The organism is Aeromonas sp. 600276 (assembly GCF_049175815.1).
Lineage (GTDB): Bacteria > Pseudomonadota > Gammaproteobacteria > Enterobacterales > Aeromonadaceae > Aeromonas > Aeromonas dhakensis.
The window spans coordinates 209,037-227,905 of sequence record NZ_JAAKVU010000004.1 but is presented as its reverse complement, the minus strand read 5'-3'; the positions used below and the strand labels follow the sequence as shown (position 1 = coordinate 227,905).

16 protein-coding genes are annotated in these 18,869 nt (G+C 63.9%); 6 read left to right on the top strand and 10 right to left on the bottom strand.

Annotation, left to right across the window (positions count from 1 at the left end):
• Positions 1 to 153: 153 nt before the first annotated feature.
• On the top strand, positions 154 to 1,161 hold the full coding sequence (gene ansA, locus G5134_RS05940; RefSeq protein ID WP_005297986.1) for an asparaginase: 1,008 nt from the start codon (positions 154 to 156) through the stop codon (positions 1,159 to 1,161).
• Between the two features lie 394 nt (positions 1,162 to 1,555).
• Here ansA and G5134_RS05935 read toward each other — a convergent pair whose 3' ends face one another.
• Both G5134_RS05935 and G5134_RS05930 read right to left on the bottom strand, forming a co-directional pair.
• Entirely contained in the window at positions 1,556 to 1,849 is a 294-nt protein-coding gene (locus G5134_RS05935) for a YeaC family protein (RefSeq protein WP_017766723.1), read from the bottom strand.
• Positions 1,850 to 1,889: 40 nt separating this feature from the next.
• Positions 1,890 to 3,320 (bottom strand): glyceraldehyde-3-phosphate dehydrogenase, encoded by a 1,431-nt coding sequence (locus G5134_RS05930; protein ID WP_065016752.1) that lies wholly within the window; start codon positions 3,318 to 3,320, stop codon positions 1,890 to 1,892.
• 197 nt (positions 3,321 to 3,517) lie between these two features.
• Between G5134_RS05930 and G5134_RS05925 the strand changes: the two genes are divergently transcribed.
• Positions 3,518 to 4,318 (top strand): DUF2989 domain-containing protein, encoded by an 801-nt coding sequence (locus tag G5134_RS05925; RefSeq protein WP_005297998.1) that lies wholly within the window; start codon positions 3,518 to 3,520, stop codon positions 4,316 to 4,318.
• 6 nt (positions 4,319 to 4,324) lie between these two features.
• Positions 4,325 to 4,882, top strand: a complete 558-nt coding sequence (locus G5134_RS05920) for an NUDIX domain-containing protein (protein ID WP_065016753.1) — start codon at positions 4,325 to 4,327, stop codon at positions 4,880 to 4,882.
• Positions 4,883 to 4,940: 58 nt separating this feature from the next.
• Here G5134_RS05920 and sppA read toward each other — a convergent pair whose 3' ends face one another.
• On the bottom strand, positions 4,941 to 6,785 hold the full coding sequence (gene sppA / locus G5134_RS05915) for a signal peptide peptidase SppA (protein ID WP_065016754.1): 1,845 nt from the start codon (positions 6,783 to 6,785) through the stop codon (positions 4,941 to 4,943).
• 310 nt (positions 6,786 to 7,095) lie between these two features.
• On the opposite strand from sppA, the gene G5134_RS05910 reads away from it, so the two are divergent.
• Both G5134_RS05910 and G5134_RS05905 read left to right on the top strand, forming a co-directional pair.
• The gene (locus G5134_RS05910; RefSeq protein WP_024941479.1) at positions 7,096 to 9,117 is read left to right on the top strand and encodes an NADPH-dependent 2,4-dienoyl-CoA reductase; all 2,022 of its coding nucleotides are present in this window, start codon (positions 7,096 to 7,098) and stop codon (positions 9,115 to 9,117) included.
• Between the two features lie 106 nt (positions 9,118 to 9,223).
• Positions 9,224 to 9,772: an NAD(P)H nitroreductase gene (locus tag G5134_RS05905; protein ID WP_065016755.1), complete on the top strand. Its 549-nt coding sequence runs from the start codon at positions 9,224 to 9,226 to the stop codon at positions 9,770 to 9,772.
• Positions 9,773 to 10,121: 349 nt separating this feature from the next.
• Here G5134_RS05905 and G5134_RS05900 read toward each other — a convergent pair whose 3' ends face one another.
• The 4 genes from G5134_RS05900 to G5134_RS05885 form a co-directional block, all read right to left on the bottom strand.
• The gene (locus G5134_RS05900; protein WP_065016756.1) at positions 10,122 to 10,685 is read right to left on the bottom strand and encodes a sugar O-acetyltransferase; all 564 of its coding nucleotides are present in this window, start codon (positions 10,683 to 10,685) and stop codon (positions 10,122 to 10,124) included.
• Positions 10,686 to 10,758: 73 nt separating this feature from the next.
• Positions 10,759 to 11,736, bottom strand: coding sequence for a D-2-hydroxyacid dehydrogenase family protein (locus G5134_RS05895; protein WP_065016757.1), 978 nt, complete (start codon positions 11,734 to 11,736; stop codon positions 10,759 to 10,761).
• Between the two features lie 426 nt (positions 11,737 to 12,162).
• A complete protein-coding gene (prmA, locus tag G5134_RS05890) occupies positions 12,163 to 13,041 on the bottom strand; it encodes a 50S ribosomal protein L11 methyltransferase (protein WP_005298012.1) in 879 nt (292 codons plus the stop codon).
• Positions 13,042 to 13,567: 526 nt separating this feature from the next.
• Entirely contained in the window at positions 13,568 to 14,584 is a 1,017-nt protein-coding gene (locus G5134_RS05885; protein WP_065016758.1) for a zinc-binding alcohol dehydrogenase family protein, read from the bottom strand.
• A gap of 100 nt (positions 14,585 to 14,684) precedes the next feature.
• On the opposite strand from G5134_RS05885, the gene G5134_RS05880 reads away from it, so the two are divergent.
• Positions 14,685 to 15,557, top strand: a complete 873-nt coding sequence (locus tag G5134_RS05880; RefSeq protein ID WP_065016759.1) for a LysR family transcriptional regulator — start codon at positions 14,685 to 14,687, stop codon at positions 15,555 to 15,557.
• A 2-nt stretch (positions 15,558 to 15,559) separates the two neighbouring features.
• Here the strand turns inward: G5134_RS05880 and G5134_RS05875 are convergent, their stop codons facing one another.
• The 3 genes from G5134_RS05875 to G5134_RS05865 form a co-directional block, all read right to left on the bottom strand.
• Complete coding sequence (locus tag G5134_RS05875; RefSeq protein WP_065016760.1) at positions 15,560 to 16,987, bottom strand: PTS transporter subunit EIIC; 1,428 nt, start codon at positions 16,985 to 16,987, stop codon at positions 15,560 to 15,562.
• A 77-nt stretch (positions 16,988 to 17,064) separates the two neighbouring features.
• Positions 17,065 to 18,543: a sodium/pantothenate symporter gene (gene panF, locus G5134_RS05870; RefSeq protein ID WP_065016761.1), complete on the bottom strand. Its 1,479-nt coding sequence runs from the start codon at positions 18,541 to 18,543 to the stop codon at positions 17,065 to 17,067.
• Positions 18,533 to 18,811 (bottom strand): YhdT family protein, encoded by a 279-nt coding sequence (locus G5134_RS05865; RefSeq protein WP_010633080.1) that lies wholly within the window; start codon positions 18,809 to 18,811, stop codon positions 18,533 to 18,535. The genes panF and G5134_RS05865 overlap by 11 nt, the downstream gene beginning before the upstream one ends.
• Between the last annotated feature and the right edge of the window lie 58 nt (positions 18,812 to 18,869).

Below are 18,869 nucleotides of genomic sequence, written 5' to 3'. Positions count from 1 at the left end.
CGGACGGCACTGGTGGGATGTGAGCCGGCGGCCTGGCGCGCTATCATGTGCGGGCTTTCGGCCCATGGCGAATGCGGCGGGCAGTCGATGCCACCGTTTCGTCCCGTTTGAGCCACGATTCGCGGCTGTTGTGCCCATCAAAGAGGAGAGGGTGTGAAGAAGTCCATCTATATCGCCTACACAGGCGGCACCATAGGGATGCAGCGTTCCGACCACGGCTATGTGCCGATGGCGGGCTTCATGGAAGACTGTTTGGCGCGGATGCCCGAGTTCCATCGTCCCGAGATGCCGGATTACCATATTCACGAATATGCGCCCCTCATCGACTCTTCCGACATGACGCCGGCGGACTGGCAGCGCATCGCCGAGGACATTCGTGACAATTACGAGAAATACGACGGTTTCGTCATCCTGCACGGCACCGACACCATGTCGTTCACCGCCTCGGCGCTCTCCTTCATGCTCGAGGATCTGCACAAGCCGGTGATCATCACCGGCTCCCAGATCCCGCTGGCCGAGCTGCGCTCCGACGGTCAGCAGAACCTGCTCAATGCCCTCTACATCGCGGCCAACTACCCGATCCACGAGGTGACGCTGTTCTTCAACAACCAGCTCTATCGCGGCAACCGCAGTAAGAAGGTGCACGCCGACGGCTTCCACGCCTTCGATTCGCCGAACTACCCGCCGCTGCTCAACGCCGGCATCGCCATCTCGCTGGAGGCGGGCGAGCTGGGCGTGCCGTCCGAGCGGCCGCTGGTGCTGCACGACATCACCCCCCAGCCCATCGGCGTGGTGACCCTCTATCCCGGCATCTCGGCCGAGGTGATCGCCAACATCCTGCAACAGCCGGTACGGGCGCTGATCCTGCTCTCGTTCGGGGTGGGCAATGCGCCGCAGAATCCGGCCATGCTGGCGCTGCTCTCCGAGGCATCGGCCCGCGGCGTCATCATCGTCAACCTGAGCCAGTGTCTGCACGGCAAGGTCAACATGGGGGGCTATGCCACCGGCAACGCCCTGTCGCGGGCCGGGGTCATCTCGGGCTTCGACATGACCGCCGAGGCGGCGCTGACCAAGCTGCACTTCCTGCTGAGCCAGGATCTGCCGGCGCCGCGCATCCGCGAGCTGATGCAGCAATCCCTGCGTGGTGAGCTGACCCCCTGAGAAACTGTCCACGACCTTACTGCGAAGCCGTGATCAAGGCTCATGTGCTGCTCGCTTGTTTGTGACCAAGAGTGCTCATGTATGCGTATACACTCCGGTTCCTGCGCTGCTCTTCACCTTGCTGACGTCTTCTCGCGACAGGTCGTGAACAGCTTCTGACCTCCCTACCATGGGGGGAGAGGGGATAGATCGAGGTGGCGAGGTTTGCCATGAAGATCGCCGGCAGGTGGCCCGCTTACGGTTAGCAGCTGCTAGCCTGCTCCCTTCTCCCCTGGCGGGAGAAGGGCCGGGGATGAGGGGGATGAGTCATCCTGCATAGATAGGAAAAAAGAGGGGAGCCATCATGGCTCCCCTCTTTCGTTTCGTTACCGCGATAGGTGACGTGCGGCCTGCCTCAGTGGCTGAGGTCGACCCGCACTATCTCTTCCTCGTCGCGATACTGGCGCTTGAGCTCGCTCTTGCTCTTCATCACGATCTCGCCGTCACGGCCGATGTTCATGTGCTCGGGGTTGTCGAGGTGCATCGCCTGCCAAGCCATCACAGCCTGCAGCGACGTGGCCTTCTGCTCGTCGGTGAGCGGCTTGCCATCAGGCCACTTGCCGAGCTCGACCGCGGTCTTGAGGCGTTCGTACACCTCTTTGGGCATCTGCCTGATTGCTTGCAAAAACTCACCTTGTTGAAACGACATCCGGCCTTCTCCTTGCACATTGAGCCATGACGAATCGGGATCAGACCGGCAGATCCTGGCGAACTGCGCCAGCCATCTGCTCCATCACCCGCACTACCTGACAACTGTACCCGAACTCGTTGTCATACCATACGTAGAGCACGCAGTGATCCCCCTCGGCGATGGTGGCCTGGGAGTCGACGATGCCCGCAAAGCGGGAGCCCACCATGTCGGAGGAGACCAGCTCGGTGCTGGCGCTGAAGTCGATCTGGCGATGCAGGGCGGAGCTCAGCGCCATCTGCTGCAGATAGGCGTTGAGGCTCTCCCGATCGGTGGTCTGCTCCAGCGACAGGTTGATGATGGCCAGCGACACGTTGGGAGTCGGCACCCGGATGGCGTTGCCGGTCAGCTTGCCCTTGAGCTCGGGCAGCGCCTTGGCCACCGCCTTGGCGGCGCCGGTGCTGGTCATCACCATGTTGAGGGCCGCGCTGCGACCGCGTCGCTCGCCCTTGTGATAGTTGTCGATGAGGTTCTGGTCGTTGGTGTAGGAGTGGACCGTCTCCACGTGACCGTGACGGATGCCGTACTTGTCCTGCATCACCTTGAGCACAGGAGTGATGGCGTTGGTGGTGCAGGAGGCGGCGGAGATGATCTTGTCATCGGGCCCGATCACCTCGTGGTTGACCCCGAACACCACGTTCTTCATCTCCCCCTTGCCGGGAGCGGTCAGCAGCACCCGGGCGGCGCCGCGAGCCTTGAGGTGCTCGGACAGACCCGCTTCGTCACGCCAGACGCCGGTGTTGTCGACGATCAGCGCATCGTGAATGCCGTAGGCGGTGTAGTCGATGTCGGCCGGGCTGTTTGCATAGATCACCTGGATGAAGGTGCCATTGGCGATGATGGCGCTGCGCGCGGCATCCACTTCGATGGAGCCGTTGAAGGGGCCGTGCACCGAGTCACGGCGCAGCAGGCTGGCACGCTTCTCCAGATCCCCGTCGCGACCGCCACGCACCACGATGGCGCGCAGCCGCAGGGAGTTGGCGGCGCCGGTGCGCTCGATCAGCAACCGGGCCAGCAGACGGCCGATGCGGCCGAAGCCGTACAGCACCACGTCGGTCGGAGCCGGTACGCCGCGACCCAGAGCCGGTGCCAGCTTGGCACGCAGGTAGTCGTCGATACCGGCTTCATCCTGGTGATCCTGCCAGTAACCCACGGCCAGCTTGCCCAGATCGATCTCGGCGGCGGTCGGGTTCAGGGCCAGGATGGCTTGCAGCAGGGGAAAGCTCTGTTGGATCGGGAGGGGGGCTCCCTGGTGGCGGCGAACGACCCGGTGGGCCTTGAGGATATCGATGGTGGAGGCGTTTTGCAGCGGGCGGCCGAAGATGGTGATCTCGATCCCTTGCTGACGGTAGAGGCGACCGATCAGGGGTTGCATGGCTTCGGCGAGCTCCTGGCTCTCCTGCCACGCCTGCAGATAGTGCTCGTGGGTCATTAACCAGATCCTTTATTTCACGTTGTTGGGGCAAATAGAAATTCGTCGAATGCAGATCAGTGTAGGGGTGTATATTTCGTTATATTATTCTGCAGTCGCGGCCTTATACGGCGCGCGCATTGTAATGGATATGTAATTCGTTTGCTAGCCAAGGGTGGCTATAGCGGGCTGCAATTGTTACCAACAAGATGTGAACCATGACCCCTTTTCCAGCTAGAACCCTGCTGTTCGGCCTCTGTTGCGGCCTGGTGCTCACCGCCTGTGACGATGACAGGATCCACAACATCTGTGCCAACTATCCGGCCCTCTGTCAGGATCTGGTGGACGACGGCTGGTGTCGTTACGAGCGCAGCGACATCATCCGGGCTCGCTACTACCTGCAGGCGGAGCAGACGGAGCGGCATCAGTACGAGTTGATGCGCAGCCTGGAGCGCTACCTCAAGTGCGCCGAGCGCTCCACCAACATCGAGTACAAGCGGGCCCGCGAGCAGAAGAGCCCGCGGGTGGAGGGGATGCTGGCGGCTGGCGACCAGCTGGCCCAGCTTGATGCCGCTACCCGCAACGCCAAGGATCCCTATCTGCTGCTCTGGCACTGGACCAACAACACCAACGAGCTGGCCCGCCAGCAGTTTCTGGCGCTGGAGGGGCAGCCCGCGCTCGAGGAGCCCGAACTGCAGCTGGCGCTCGGGGGCATCTATGCCAAGCGCGAGCCGCAAAAGGCCATCGCGCTGATGCAGCACGCTCTCTCTCTCTACCGGGAAGGGGATCAGGTGAACGGCCGCATTCTTACCTCCCTCAGCACCCTCTACATGGGCCAGAAGGAGTACGGGCAGGCCTATCTGTGGGGCAAGGTGAGCGAGTCGTTCCAGAACGCCGCCGAGGTGTCGGCCAGCCGTTTCAGCCTCTACCACTCCCTGAGCAAACAACAGCAGGAGGGGCTGGACAGCCAGGCCGCCATCCTGGTCGAACAGCTGAAAAGCGGAACCTATCGTCCCTGAGTCCTGATGAACCACATTGAACCTCTGGCCAGCGACTGGCCGCACCCCTTCGACATCCGGCTCACCCACGGCCGGGTCAATACGGATGGCCGCCAGCTGGAGCGGGTCACCGTCCGGGCCATCGTGTTGCGTGGCGACCAGCTGCTGCTGGTGCACTCCAGTGTCAACGGCGATCTCATGTTTCCCGGTGGCGGCATCGAGCACGGCGAGTGTCACAACACGGCCCTGGCCCGCGAGCTGCGCGAAGAGTGTGGCGCCGAGCTGGTGGCGGTCGGTGCTCTGCTCGGGCAGACGCGGGAGTACCGTCCGGCCCGCGAGGCCGACTACGACGCCTACTGCATCCGCTCCTTCTACTACCTCTGTCAGGTGGGAGATAACTGGAGCGAGCCGCGGCCCCAGCCCTACGAGATCAGGCTCGGCTTTACGCCAGGCTGGTTCGAGCTGGCCGAGGCGCTGCAGACCAACAAGACCCAGCTGGCGGGCTCCTGCCCCCAGTGGACGGCGCGGGAGACCCGGGTACTGGCCGAACTGCAGCACTGGCACTGTGCCGGCCTGCTGGGCTGAGTACTTTCACCACGCAACAAAAAAACCGCCGATTGGCGGTTTTTTTGTTGGCTGCCGATCAGGGTGTGCAGACCGGGCAGAGGGCGTAGGTGCCCTGCGGATCGTTGAAGCGGGTCAGCGGGTCCAGGCTGCGGTTCACCTCCACCAGCGCCTTGCCAAGGCCTGCCGGCAACCAGCTCTGCAGGTGCGAAGCCAGCACCTGGGCGCTGCTGTCGAACAGCTGGCGCAGGAACTTGTCCTTGGCCGACTCTTCCTGCTCGATGGGGGCGACCTGCCACTCCTTGAGGTTGGCCAGCTCGGCTGCCGCCTTGATGGCCGCCTCCTGATCGCCAAACTCGTCCACCAGGCCCAACGCCTTGGCATCCTGACCGGTCCAGACCCGGCCCTCGGCCGCTTTCTCGGTCTCTTCCGGGCTCAGGCCACGGCCCTTGCTCACCAGACCGACGAAACGCTGGTAGGTATCTTCCACGTTCAGCTGGATCGCCTGGCCGACGTGTTCCGGCAGGGCACGGGTCAGGCCGACGCCGACATAGTCGGTGGTGCCGACGCCGTCGGTGTGCACTCCGTACTGGGAGAGCGCCTTGTCGATGGTGGCGAACATGCCGAACACCCCGATGGAGCCGGTGAGGGTGGTGGGGGAGGCGAAGATCTTGTCCGCATCGGCGGAGATCCAGTAGCCGCCGGAGGCGGCGTAGCTGCCCATGGAGATCACCACCGGCTTGCCGGCCTGCTTGAGGGCCAGCAGCTCGGCGCGGATCTGCTCGGCGGCGAAGGCGCTGCCGCCGGGGCTGTCGACCCGCAGCACCACGGCCTTCACCTTGTCGTCGCGGCGGGCATCGGCCAGCAGATCGGAGAGGCTGTCACCGCCTATGGTGCCGGCAGGCTGGACACCATCCATGATGGCGCCGCTGGCGACGATGAGGCCCACTTCATCCTTGCCGCTCTGGGGATACTGGTTCGGAATGGCGGCCAGGTACTCCTTGAGCCCCACCCCCTTCCAGCCGTGGTCATCGCTCTCGCCCACTTCCTTGATCACCGCCTGGGTCATCTCGTCGCGGGTCGCCAACTGGTCCACCAGACCGTTGTCGAGGGCGTAGTTGGCCGCGTTGCCGCCGGCCTTGCGCAGCAGCTCGAGGAAGCGATCCTTGCCCGGTGCCACGGCGTCCGGTTCGATTTCACGCTGCTCGGCCACGTCGGTCACATAGGATTGCCACAGCTGATCCAGCCAGCGCTGGTTCGCCTCCTTGCTCTCGGGGGACATCTCGTCGCGGGTATAGGGCTCGACGAAAGACTTGTAGGTGCCGACCTTGAACACGTGCGGGGTGATGTTGAGCTTCTCCAGCGCCGACTTGTAGTAGGTCTGGTAGACGCCGAGTCCCTCGATCACCACGGCGCCGCTCTGGTTGAGCAGCACGTGATCGGCGTGGGCGGCCAGCAGGTACTGGCCCTGAGTGTAGAAGTCTGCCATGGCGATGACCGGCTTGCCGCTCTCCTTGAATGCATCGATGGCGCTCGCCACCTCCTGCAGTTTGGAGAAGCTGGTGCCCTGCAGCCCCTGGGGCTTGATCACCAGCGCCTTGATGCGATCGTCATCCTTGGCGTTCTTGATGGCCCACAGCAGATCGGAGAGGACGATCTCGCTGGGCAGCTCGTCGCTGTTGTCCACCTGGCGCAGCAGCTGCACCGTGGGATCGGTTTGCGAGCGCTGTTCCACCAGCACGCCGGAGAGATTGAGGGTGAGAGCCCCTTCGATGGGGGCGCTGGGGGCCTCTTTCTGGCTGACGCTGAAGACGATGATCAAGACCACGACGAGAAACAGCAGATTGACCAGCATCAGCCGGGTGAAATTGAGCAGGCGCCACAGGCTGCGAAACAGCCAACCCAGACCTTTGAAAATAGACATAGTCGCGTTATCGCCCTGTTAATGGGGAGGGAAGCGCCATTATTAACCAGTTGGCCGGTGAAATGCCATTTCCGCTTGGAGAGGATTGGAGCCGGTGAGTTCGGAACACGTCTGTTCGCCGAAAAATTGTCCAAACATTTGTTTGAAAAAGCATTTTTGATTCTTTACTCTAGCCTCGGTTTGATAACAAAAAATTAACTGGAGGCCCTGTGAGCCGCCCACCCATGCTGCCGCCTTGTTCCAGGCCTGAGTCCGGACGGCGGGGGATGGGCGTGGTGCCATCCAGCTCGGCCCCGACAAGGAGTTCATGATGAGCCGTTACCCGACCCTGCTGACCCCCCTCGATCTGGGTTTTACCCAGCTGCGCAACCGCGTGTTGATGGGCTCCATGCACACCGGCCTCGAAGAGGAGAAGGGGGGCTTTGACAAGCTGGCCGCCTTCTATGGCGAGCGGGCCCGGGGCGGGGTCGGCCTCATCGTGACCGGCGGCATCGCCCCCAACCTGCGCGGCCGGTTGGTGCCCCACGGCTCCCAGCTGAGCTTTCCCTGGCAGGTGGCCAAGCACAAGAAGGTAACCAGTGCGGTGCATCAGGAGGGGGGCAAGATAGCGCTGCAGATCCTCCATGCCGGCCGCTACGCCTATCATCCGTTCAGCCTGGCGCCGAGCGCCCTCAAGGCCCCCATCTCACCGTTCAAGCCGCGCGCCATGAGCGAGCGGCAGATCCGCGGCACCATCCGCGACTTCGCCGCCACCGCGCAGCTGGCCAAGGCGGCCGGTTATGACGGGGTCGAGGTGATGGGGTCGGAAGGCTATCTCATCAACCAGTTCATCTGTGAGCGCACCAACAAGCGCACCGATGGCTGGGGCGGCAGCAGTGAAAACCGCATGCGCTTCCCGGTAGAGATCGTCCGCGCCATCCGCGAGCGGGTCGGGCCGGATTTCATCATCATCTTCCGCCTCTCCATGCTGGATCTGGTGGAGCAGGGCTCGACGCTGGAAGAGGTGATTGCGCTTGGCAAGGCGCTGGAGCAGGTGGGGGTCACCCTTATCAACACCGGCATCGGCTGGCACGAGGCGCGCATTCCCACCATCGCCACCAGCGTGCCGCGCGGCGCCTTCAGCTGGGTGACCGCCGAGCTGAAAAAACACCTCAAGGTGCCGCTTATTACCACCAACCGCATCAATACCCCCGAGGTGGCCGAGCGCATTCTGGCGGGCGGCGAGGCGGATATGGTCTCCATGGCGCGCCCCTTCCTGGCCGACCCCGAATTCGTCATCAAGGCGGCCGAAGACAGGGCGGACGAGATCAACACCTGCATCGCCTGCAACCAGGCCTGCCTTGACCACATCTTCAAGCAGAAGCGTGCCTCCTGCCTGGTCAATCCGCGCGCCTGTTTCGAGACCGAGCTCAACTTCGGCCGGGTGCCTCAGCCCAAGAAGCTGGCGGTGGTGGGGGCCGGTCCGGCCGGGCTGGCGTTTGCCTGCTACGCCGCCGAGCGTGGCCATCAGGTGAGCCTGTTCGATCAGGCCAGCGAGATCGGTGGCCAGTTCAACTTCGCCAAGCAGATCCCGGGCAAGGAGGAGTTTCACGAAACCCTGCGCTACTTTGCCAAGCGGCTGGAGAAGTGCGGCGTCGAGCTCTATCTGGGCCAGCGCCAGAGTGCCGAGAGCTTGCTCGGCGGCGGTTTTGACGAGGTGATCCTCGCCACCGGCATCCGCCCGCGCACCCCCAACATTCCGGGTATCGAGCATCCCAAGGTGCTGAGTTACCTGGACGTGCTGCGGGATCACAAGCCGGTGGGCGAGAAGGTGGCGGTGATCGGCGCCGGCGGCATCGGGTTTGACGTGGCCGAATATCTGGTGGAAAAACGGGCGGATGGGGGCCAGAGCCGGGATCACTGGCTCAAGGAGTGGGGCATCGACAAGCAGCTCGGCGAGCGCGGCGGTCTGACGACCCCGGTGATCGACGCCCCCGAGCGCCAGATCTGGCTGCTTCAGCGCAAGGAGAGCAAGGTGGGCGACGGCCTGGGCAAGACCACCGGCTGGATCCACCGCACCGTGCTCAAGAACCGCAAGGTGGAGATGCTCTCCGGCGTGCAGTACCTGCGCATCGACGACGAGGGGCTCCACATCCGGGTGGGCGACCAGCAGCAGTGCCTGCCGGTGGATCAGGTGATCATCTGCGCCGGCCAGGAGCCGCTCAAGGAGCTGCAGGCCGGTCTGCAGGCGGCGGGCAAGCCGGTGCACATCATCGGCGGGGCCGACGTGGCCGCCGAGCTGGATGCCAAGCGCGCCATCCGCCAGGGGGCCGAGCTGGCTGCGGTCATCTAGTCGACGGGCCGCCATGTATTGCGACAAACCCCTGAAGCCCAGGGGTTTTCTTCATGCGGTGCTGTGCTAAGGTAGCGCCATCATAGCCCCTGACAAGGAACTGCTCATGGATGCCCTCCACCTGTTACTCAACCGCCACTCCTGTGGCCGTCTGGCCGAGCCCGCCCCGAGCGGTGAGATACTCGACAATATCCTCAAGGCCGGGCTGCGGGCGCCGGATCACGGCACCCTGACCCCCTGGCAGTTCATCCTGTTCGAAGGGGAGGGGCGCGAACGGTTGGGCACCCTTTTGGCTGAAGCCGCCCGCAGCCGCGGTGAGGATGAAGAGAGCATCAAGAAGTGCCGGGAAGCTCCGCTGCGCGCGCCCCTGGTGATCGCGGTGGCGACCCGCCATCAGGAGCATCCCAAGGTGCCGCGACTGGAGCAGGAGCTCTCCGCCGGCTGCGCCCTGATGGCGATGCAGATGGCGGCCCAGGCCCAGGGCTTCAACGGCATCTGGCGCTCCGGCTGGTTTATATTTGACGAGCAGATCCAGGCCGGCCTTGGCCTTGGCACAGACGATCAGCTGGTGGGCTTCCTCTACCTCGGCACCCCCATGCTGGAGGCCCGCAAGCTGCGCGAGCTGCCGGTGAGCGAGTTCGTGCGTCGCTTCTAGTCTGATGAACTGTCGATAAAGCCCTGACTTGTCAGGGCTTTTTTGTTTCTGGCGACAGGCTGTACTGATAAATGAAAAATTGCCAAGAGGCAGGCCGTGGCTGGCAGGGAATTTTTTAAATAGTGAGATGCCGTTCTCAATCCTGGTTTATTACGCTATGTAAAACGTTTGCGCCTCGTTAATATCCCTGTGCCAGTTTAGAAGGTGACCCCTTCTAATTTTCTGCGATGAGAGTCGCAATTCCGTAGCACCTTTTTACAGCCCAACGTCTTGATGACATTGGGCTTCATTTTTATCCGCGCTTTTCAGGCGCCGATCCCCTTAATTCCGTAGCGCCCGGCGCGCGCCGCTAGCTTACCGGCGTCTTGCCTTTGGCGGGCAGCACGCGGGCCGGGTTGCCCACCACACGGGCGCCGGCCGGCACGTCTTTGGTGACCACGGCTCCGGCGCCCACGATGGCCTCCCGCCCTATGGTGACACCGGGCAGCAGAATGGCGCCGCCACCGATCCAGACCCTGTCCTCGATGGTGACCGGCAGCGCGGTCTCCACCCCCTGAGTCCGCTCATCGGCATCCAGCGCGTGGGCGGCGGTGTAGATCTGCACGTTCGGCCCTATCATCACCTCGGCGCCGATGCGAATGGGGGCGTTGTCCAGCAGGGTGGCTCCCATGTTGATGTAGCTGCGCTCGCCTAGGTGAATGTGGCGGCCATAGGTGCAGTAGAGGGGCGGGCAGATAAAGGCGCCCTGGGCCAGCTCGCCGACGATCTGCTGCAGCAGCGCCAGCTGTTCATCCTCCTCGTCGCTGCGATTGAAGCGGCGGTACAGGCGGGCCGTCTCCCGGCGCAACAGATCCAGTTCCGGTGCCATGCAGTTGTAAGGCTGGCTGGCGATCATCTTGTCGTACTCGGTCATGGGAGCTCCTGTGGCTTGTCTTTGTGGCGCCTGGGTTATACATGCTAGCGGTCCGGTCGCCGGATAACCGTGATCAGCGGCCCGCTACGGGCAGCACCAGATTGGTCGGCTTGCCCTCGGCAAAGGCAATCAGGTTGTCAAAGGCGGCCTGAAAGTAGAGTTGGTAGCTGTTGCGCTCCACATAGCCAAGATGAGGCGTCGCCAGCACATTGGGCAGGCGCAGCAAAGGCTCGCTCTGCGCCGTGGCGGGCTCTGCGTCGAACACGTCGAGGGCTGCGCGCCGGGTCGGGTTGGCGGCGAGTTCGGCATAAAGGGCGCCGGGCTCGACAAGCTCCGCCCGACTGACGTTGACCAGCAGGGAGTCCGCCTTCATCCGCGCGAGATCGGTGCGGGTCACGCAGCCACGGGTGGCCTCGTTCAGGCGCAGATGCAAAGAGAGGACGTCGGCCTCGCGAAAGAAGCTCTCTTTGTCACAGGCGCTGGCATGGCCATCCTGCTCGGCCTGCCGGCGGGAGCCCTCGCTGCCCCAGATCAGCACCGACATGCCAAAGGCCCGGCCGTAACCGGCCACCAGTCTGCCAATCTTGCCGTAGCCCCAGATGCCGAGCGTCAGCCCCTGCAAGGTACGCCCCAGCCCCAGTGTGCCGGACTGCTGCCACTGACCCTGGGCGAGGGCATGGCAATAGGCCGGGAGGTGGCGGGAGGCGGCCATGATGAGGGCCCAGCAGAGCTCGGCGGGCGCCACCGGGCTGCCGATGCCTTCGGCGACGGCTACCCCGTGGCGCTGACACAGGAGGGGGTCGATATGCTGGCTGATCTTGCCGGTCTGGCTGATGAGCCGAAGGGAGGGGAGCCTGCGTAGCAAGGCTTCGTCGATGCAGGTGCGCTCGCGGATGAGCACCAGCGCCTCCACCCCTGCCAGCTTGGCGGCAAGGCGCTCGGGGTCAGGTTCGCTTCGGGTGAGAATGGTGACGTCGTGGCCCGCCAAGCGGGTAAAGCAGGGCAGATGACGCACCTGATCCTGATAGTCATCCAGTATGGCAATCCGCATAAGCACTCCGTGTCGCAGGGGGGACTGGCGGCCTATCCTACCGGAAACGGGGTGAGCTGTGTGGTCAAATGAGCATGGATGGCGCTGGGTGGTGGAATCAGCGAAGATGCGGCTGCCGCCGGCGGGCCGAAAACAGACGAGGCTCCCGTGTGGGAGCCCCGTTGGCAGCTTTGTCTCGATGACTTAGCCGAGTTTGCAGCAGTTGCCGTAGCTTGTTGCTTATCAGCCGAGTTTGCAGCCGATAGGTTGGCAACTGCCGTGGCTTGTTGCTTATCAGCCGAGTTTGCGGCCGATGGGTTGGCAGCCGCCATGGCTTGTTGCTTATCAGCCGAGTTTACGGCCTATGGGTTGGCTGCCGCCGTGGCTTGTTGTTTATTAGCCGAGTTTGCGGCCGATGGGTTGGCAGCCGCCGTGGCTTGTTGCTTATCAGCCGAGTTTGCGGCCGGAGAGGCGGCACCACTCTTCCTTGACGGCGGTCGGGTCCATCTCGAACCACTGGCCGTAGATGGTCTCCAGCTCCGGCGCCTGGCTTTCCAGAACGCCGGACAGGGCCATCAGGCTGCCCGCCTTGCCGTGGCCGGCGATAAGCGGCGCCAGCTCGCGCAGCGGGCCGGCCAGGATGTTGGCGACCACCACGTCCGCTTCGACGTCTTGCGGCTGATCCGCCGGCAGGTAGAGCTCGATCTGATCGGCGACGCCATTGCGCATCGCGTTGTCACGGCTGGCCTGGATGGCCTGCGGATCGATGTCGATGCCGATGACCCGGGCGGCGCCCAGTTTCAGGGCTGCGATGCCGAGGATGCCGGAGCCGCAACCAAAGTCGACCACTGTCTTGCCGGCCAGATCCAGCCCGTCCAGCCACTGCAGGCAGAGCGCCGTGGTGGGGTGGGTACCGGTACCGAAGGCCAGACCCGGGTCCAGCATGACGTTGACCGCATCCGGGTTTGGCACGTCGCGCCAGCTCGGGCAGATCCAAAGCCGCTCACCGAACTGCATGGGGTGGAAGTGATCCATCCACTCGCGCACCCAGTCCTTGTCCTCCAGCTGCTCCACCTTGTAGCCCACGTCTTCGCCGAAGATCTGCTGGAAGAAGGCGATGGTGGGCGCCGGATCGGTTTCAGCGTCGAACAGCCCCATCACTTCGGTCTCGCCCCACAGCGGGGTTTCGCCCGGCATGGGTTCATAGACGGGCACATCCTTGGCATCCATAAAGGTCACCGCCTGGGCACCACGCCCCAGCAGCATGTTGCTCACCTTGTCTGCGGTCTTGGCAGTGGCGTTGATTCGAATTTGTATCCAGGGCATGGCGTCGACTCTTCATAAATGTGAAACCGCGGGATTCTATCATCATGGGCGTGTGCTGTCGTGGTTTGCCCATGCAGTGTGGTGGAGGAGGCAGGCTTTGCCGAGTTGGCACGGTTCATGTATTCCTCATTGGGTGACGGGAAGCAACCTGTTCCCGCTGAATGCTTTGCTCTAGGAAAGTTCCGTCATCTTTTTCAGCCACCTTCGGGTGGCTTTTTTTTGCCCGCAGAGTGGCCCGGGGCTGCAGACCTCGGTGGCAGGGCACAATGTGGCAAGCAAGCGGGGAGGGGGGCGAGATTGGCACACTAGCTGCAAAGGTTCAGAGGTCCTGCATAAGGATATGTGTGTGATTGTTACCCCAACGTTCAGGTATTTAGGGCCATCCCGGCGGGATGGCCCCTTTTTTTTGGCTTTTTTATGGTGAAGCTGCGTGGTGACTGTCTGTTGCCTGATATGTGCTGTGCAGTGATGGGGCTTGTCACTGGTGAGTTCACCCCATGATGGTGCAGTTTTTACCCATAAGGGATTAGTTGCCGAACCGGCTCATGTCGATCACCAGCTTGCCCACCATGCGGCCGGCTTCCACCTCGGCATGGGCCTGAGCCAGGGTCGTCGGGGTCAGCTCGGGTACCACCTTGCTGAGGGTGCTCTTGACCACGCCCTGATCCACCAGGGCGGCGACCAGCCCCAACAGGTTGTGCTGCTCAATCATGTCCGGGGTCTGGAACAGGGAGCGGGTAAACATGAACTCCTGGCTGAAGGTGACGCTCTTGCTCTTGAGCAGGGAGAGATCCCAGGGCTCGCTCGATTCGGCGATGGTGCAGATATGGCCGAACGGGCTGATGAGGCTGGCCATGGCATCCCAGTGCTGCTCGGTGGCATTGGTGCAGAAGATGGCGTCCACCTGGTTGATGCCGAGGGCGGTGAGCTCCTCTTGCAACTGGTGATGGCTCACCACCTGGTGGGCCCCCATCTGCAGGCACCAGGCCCGGGTTTCGGGGCGCGAGGCGGTGGCGATCACCTCCATGCCGGTGAGCTGGCGGGCCAGCTGGATGGCGATGGAGCCGACCCCGCCGGCGCCGCCGATGATGAGCAGTCGTCCGCGGCTCTCGCGGCTGAGGCTCATCCGCTCGAACAGGGTCTCCCAGGCGGTGATGGCGGTGAGCGGCAGGGCGGCCGCTTCCAGGTCGCTCAGGCTGGCGGGGGCGAGGGCGGCGATGCGCTCATCCACCAGTTGCAGGGCGCTGTTGCTGCCTGGGCGGCTGATGTCGCCGGCATACCAGACCCGGTCGCCCGCCTTGAACAGGGTCACCTCGCGGCCGACGGCGATCACTTCGCCCACGGCGTCCCAGCCCAGCACCCGCGGGCTGCTCTCGACCTTGGCCTTGGGGGCGCGCACCTTGGTGTCGACCGGGTTGATGGAGGTGGCGTTGACCCGCACCAGCAGGTCGCGCGGGCCCGGCGTCGGGTCGGCCAGATTGGCCTCGATGAAGCAGTCGGGATGATCGCTCGGCAGATAGTGGGTCAGGACGATGGCTTTCATGGCAGTTCCTTTCAAATCGGTTGGATGGGGATTGCCAGCCACTCTAGTCTGGTTGATTATTCAGATTAAGATGGGTAATTGGTAAAGACTGTTTGAATATATGAACAATGTCGAACTGGAGCTGATGGGGCTGTTCGCCACCGTGGTGGAGCAGGGCAGTTTTACCGGGGCGGCCGAGCTGCTAGGCATGCCCAAATCCTCGGTCAGCCAGAAGATCTCGCGGCTCGAATCCCAGCTCGGGGTGCGCCTGTTGCAGCGCACCACCCGCCGGCTGAGCCTGACCCCGCAGGGAGAGGTCTATGTGGAGCAGTGCCGGGCGCTGCTGGCGCTGGCCCGCAGCGCCAATCTGGCGATGGCGCGGCTGCGCGCGGCCCCGGCCGGGCGGGTGCGGATCACCGCGCCGGAGGCCACCGGCACCCTGCTGCTCGGTCGGATCCTGGCCGAGTTTAGAGCCCTCTATCCCGAGGTGGTGCTGGAGCTGACCCTCTGCGATGAGCAGCTCGATCTGGTGGGGGAGGGTTACGATCTGGCGCTGCGGGCGGCGCCGCTGAAAGACTCCAGCCTGATCTGCCGGCGCATCGGTCAGGTGCCGCGCCATCTGGTGGCGGCACCCGCCTATCTGGCGGCCCACGGCATGCCGCAACAGCTGAGCGAGCTGGGTCGATACGCCTGCCTGGTGCACACGTCGTTGCCGGTGTGGCCGCTGCAGGAGGGGGGCTGGCGGCCGCAGGGGGCCTGTATCAGCAACAGCCTGCTGGCGCTGCGGGAGCTGGCCATCAATGAAGGGGGAATTGCCCTGTTGCCCCATCACGTCTGCGAAGGGGATCTGGCGAGTGGCCGCTTGCAGAAGGTGTTGCCCGAGCTCACCGTGCCGCCCAACCCCTTCTATCTCATCTACCCGAGCCGGGAGCACCTGGCGCCCGCCCTGCGCAGCCTGATGGATTTTGTGGCCGAGCGCCTGCCGTTTGCCTGAGGTTACCAGCCGCTCTGGCCGGCGGACTCCTGATTGGGCTTGAGGCCGAGTGGCACCGACTGGCGCTCCGCCAGCATGCGGATCTGCCCTTCAATGAGGCTGGCGTTGGGGCCCAGCACCAGCACCAGCTGATGGTCGTTGAGCTGGATCCAAGAGAGGCAGCCCAGCCCCAGCAGGCGGGATTGATCCACCAGCGAGATGTCGCGCACCCGCAGGCTGAGGCGGGTCAGGCAGACGCTCATCGCCTGCAGGTTGTCCATGCCCCCCAGCACCTTGAGGTACTGGATGGCCAGCATCTGGGGATCGGAGGGGGCGACGCTCGCCAGCCGCGGGTGTTCCGGGGCGATGGGCTTGCTCGGCAGGCTGAGGGGCGTGCGCTCTAACAGCTGGTAGAACAGCAGGGTGTAGGCGACAAAGAACAGGATGCCGACCGGAATGAGCCAGAAGCTGTGCTCGCCGGTGTGGTAGCTCAGCACCAGATCCAGCAGGCCGGCGGAGAAGTAACTGCCCACCTTGATGCCGAGTGCACTGCAGGTGGCGAGCGACAATCCGGTCAGCAGGGCGTGGGCCAGAAACAGCCAGGGGGCGGTGAAGGCGAACAGGAACTCGATGGGTTCGGTGATCCCCACCAGCGCCGAGGTGAGCGCCAGGGTGAGCAGCAGCCCCCCCTGCGGCAGTCGCTGCATGCGCTGGCGGTGCAGCCAGATGGCGAAGCAGGCGCCAGGCAGGCCGAACATGATGATGGGGTAGAGCCCGGCCACATAGCCTTCGTGCAGCGGCTGGGCGCTGGCCAGCGCCTGCAGGTTGCTCTCCCCCAGCCCGATGAGGCTGCCCAGCACCTGGTGCAGACCGAGCGGGATCAGCAGCCGGTTCAGCACGCCGTAGCAGAAGGCGCCGAGCGGGGTGGTGAGCAGCTCGGAGGCGAGCAGGGTGATGCCTTGCTCCAGCAGTGGCCAGAGCAGCGCGAGGGGGAAGGCCAACAGCAGGCAGGCCAGCGCCGAGGCGAGCAGGCTGGTGAAATCGCCGTTGATTAGCCGCAGCCAGTGGGGCATGGGGTGGCGCTTGAGCCAGGGGTAGACGATGGCGGTGGTCAATCCCGCCAGCAGGCCGCAGATCATGTCGCTGTGCAGGCCGGGGGCCAGGGTGCCGAGCGCCGAGCTCAGCAGCAGGAAGTTGACCGCCCCGGCCAGCGCCTGGCTCCCCTCGCCTTGGCGGCTCAGCCCGAAGGCGATGGCCACCGCATAGATGAGCGGCATCTGGCTGAACAGGGCGCGACCGGTGAGGGAGAGTACCGCCAGATCCAGCACGTCCGGCTGGCCGAGCCGATAGAGCAGGGCCGCCAGCGGCAGGATGGAGACCGGCAGCAACAGGGCGTAACCGAGTCGCTGCAGGGCTTGGGTCAGGATCTGTCTGGCGTTCTGGACGGGCATAAGGGTGCACTGTTTTGTGACATGGCGCACAGTTTACCCTTAAAGCACCCATTTTGGGATAGTTTCGGAACCCTTTATTAATCCATTGCTGAACAAGGTTCGAAGAGCCGCCGCACGCTCTGGCTTGGAGCCGGGGTCAGCAGGCTGACCAGCACGAAGGCTACCAGCCCCAGCGCCAGGCTCGGCACTATGGCGTGCAGACCGGCCAGCTTGATCCCCCACTGGCTCAGGACGGCGTAGCAGAGAATGCCGCACACCATGCTGGCCAGGGCGCCGGGGCCGTTGGCCCGTGACCAGTAGAGGCCGAGCACCAGCGGCCAGAGGAACACCGCCTGCAGGCCGCCAAAGGCGAGCAGGTTGAGCCAGATGATCATCTCGGGGGGCTGCAGCGCCGCCAGCAGCACCAGCGTGCCCAGGATCAGGGTGCAGAGCAGGGAGAGGCGCGGCACCCGTACCTCCAGCTTCTCCTGGCCGGCCTTCTCCGGGCTCAGGTAGTTGAGGTAGAGATCCTTCACCAACGTGGCGGAGGCCTGGATCAGCTGGGAGTCGATGGTGGACATGATGGCCGCCATGGGGGCCGCCAGGAATACCCCGGCCAGCCAGGGGGGCAGCACTTCCATCATCAGGGAGGGCATGATCTTGTCCGGGCTGTCCATGCCGGGCAGGATGGCGCGGCCCAGCGCCCCGGCCAGGTGCATGCCGAACATCAGCAAGGCGCTGACGATGGTGCCGATGAGGATGCCGCGATGCAGCGCCTTGCTGTCGCGATAGCCGAAGCAGCGCAGGGCCGAGTGGGGCAGCCCCACCACCCCGATGCAGACCAGTACCCAGAAGCTCAGCATGAAGGGCTGGGTCAGCATGTCGCCGGCCCCCTGCGGGCTCACCAGCTTGGGATCGATCGCCTTGAGCTGGTGGATAAGGTTGGGCAAACCATCCCCCGCGATCAGGATCCCCGCCAGCAGGGCGCCGGTGCCGATCAGCATGATGATCCCCTGCAGCGCATCCGTCATCACCACGGCGCGAAAGCCGCCGATCACCGTGTAGAGCAGCACGCAGCCGGCAAACAGCAAGAGTCCCTGCTGATAAGAGAGGCCGGTGGCGGTCTCCAGCAGGCGGGCGCCGCCGATGAACTGCACCACCATGGTGGCGATGAAGGCGAGGATGATGGTGACCGAGCCCAGCACCACTACGGCCCTGCTCTGGTAGCGAGCCCACAGCATGTCGTTGATGGTCACCGCATTGACCCGGCGGGCGATGATGGCGAACTTCTTGCCAAGCACTCCCAGGGTGAGCCAGACGGTGGGCAGCTGGATCATCGCCAGCAGCACCCAGCCAAGGCCAATCTTGTAGGCGGCACCCGGCCCGCCGATAAAGGAGGAGGCCGAGGTGTAAGTGGCCACCAGGGTCATGGCCAGCACCAGGCCGCCCATGCTGCGGTTGCCGATGAAGTACTCCTGCACGAAGTCACCGCCCACCCGGTGGCGGCTGGCCCAGAAACCGACCCCCAGCACCAGCACCAGATAGATGCACAGCGGCAGCAGCAGCTCAAGATTCATGGGGGGGCTCCTTGTCATCGAGGGGCTGGGAGTCGAGGGGGATATCCACGAACAGGCGATCCACCATCAGGCCGCACAGCACGATGAACAGCAGCGGCATCAGAATGCAGCTGAGCAGGAACCAGAGCGGCATATCCCAGAATTCGATCTCTTCGGGGATGAAATAGGCCGTGCCATACCAGGCAAGGAAGTAGAGCAGGGTCAGCAGCAGGCAGAGTGCTGCTTCCCGACGAGCGAGCGCAAAACGGTTCACCTTGGCCTCCGACAATTTCGAGGGGCGCAAGGATAACAAAAAAGGGCCATGTCGCCATGGCCCTTTTTCAGCA

Excerpts from the sequence above, each read along its gene's own strand:
- G5134_RS05935 (WP_017766723.1), bottom strand. The coding sequence starts at position 1,849 with ATGTCGTTTCAACAAGGTGAGTTTTTGCAAGCAATCAGGCAGATGCCC.
- G5134_RS05930 (WP_065016752.1), bottom strand. The coding sequence starts at position 3,320 with ATGACCCACGAGCACTATCTGCAGGCGTGGCAGGAGAGCCAGGAGCTC.
- G5134_RS05925 (WP_005297998.1), top strand. The coding sequence starts at position 3,518 with ATGACCCCTTTTCCAGCTAGAACCCTGCTGTTCGGCCTCTGTTGCGGC.
- G5134_RS05920 (WP_065016753.1), top strand. The coding sequence starts at position 4,325 with ATGAACCACATTGAACCTCTGGCCAGCGACTGGCCGCACCCCTTCGAC.
- sppA (WP_065016754.1), bottom strand. The coding sequence starts at position 6,785 with ATGTCTATTTTCAAAGGTCTGGGTTGGCTGTTTCGCAGCCTGTGGCGC.
- G5134_RS05910 (WP_024941479.1), top strand. The coding sequence starts at position 7,096 with ATGAGCCGTTACCCGACCCTGCTGACCCCCCTCGATCTGGGTTTTACC.
- G5134_RS05905 (WP_065016755.1), top strand. The coding sequence starts at position 9,224 with ATGGATGCCCTCCACCTGTTACTCAACCGCCACTCCTGTGGCCGTCTG.
- G5134_RS05900 (WP_065016756.1), bottom strand. The coding sequence starts at position 10,685 with ATGACCGAGTACGACAAGATGATCGCCAGCCAGCCTTACAACTGCATG.
- G5134_RS05895 (WP_065016757.1), bottom strand. The coding sequence starts at position 11,736 with ATGCGGATTGCCATACTGGATGACTATCAGGATCAGGTGCGTCATCTG.
- prmA (WP_005298012.1), bottom strand. The coding sequence starts at position 13,041 with ATGCCCTGGATACAAATTCGAATCAACGCCACTGCCAAGACCGCAGAC.
- G5134_RS05885 (WP_065016758.1), bottom strand. The coding sequence starts at position 14,584 with ATGAAAGCCATCGTCCTGACCCACTATCTGCCGAGCGATCATCCCGAC.
- G5134_RS05880 (WP_065016759.1), top strand. The coding sequence starts at position 14,685 with ATGAACAATGTCGAACTGGAGCTGATGGGGCTGTTCGCCACCGTGGTG.
- G5134_RS05875 (WP_065016760.1), bottom strand. The coding sequence starts at position 16,987 with ATGCCCGTCCAGAACGCCAGACAGATCCTGACCCAAGCCCTGCAGCGA.
- panF (WP_065016761.1), bottom strand. The coding sequence starts at position 18,543 with ATGAATCTTGAGCTGCTGCTGCCGCTGTGCATCTATCTGGTGCTGGTG.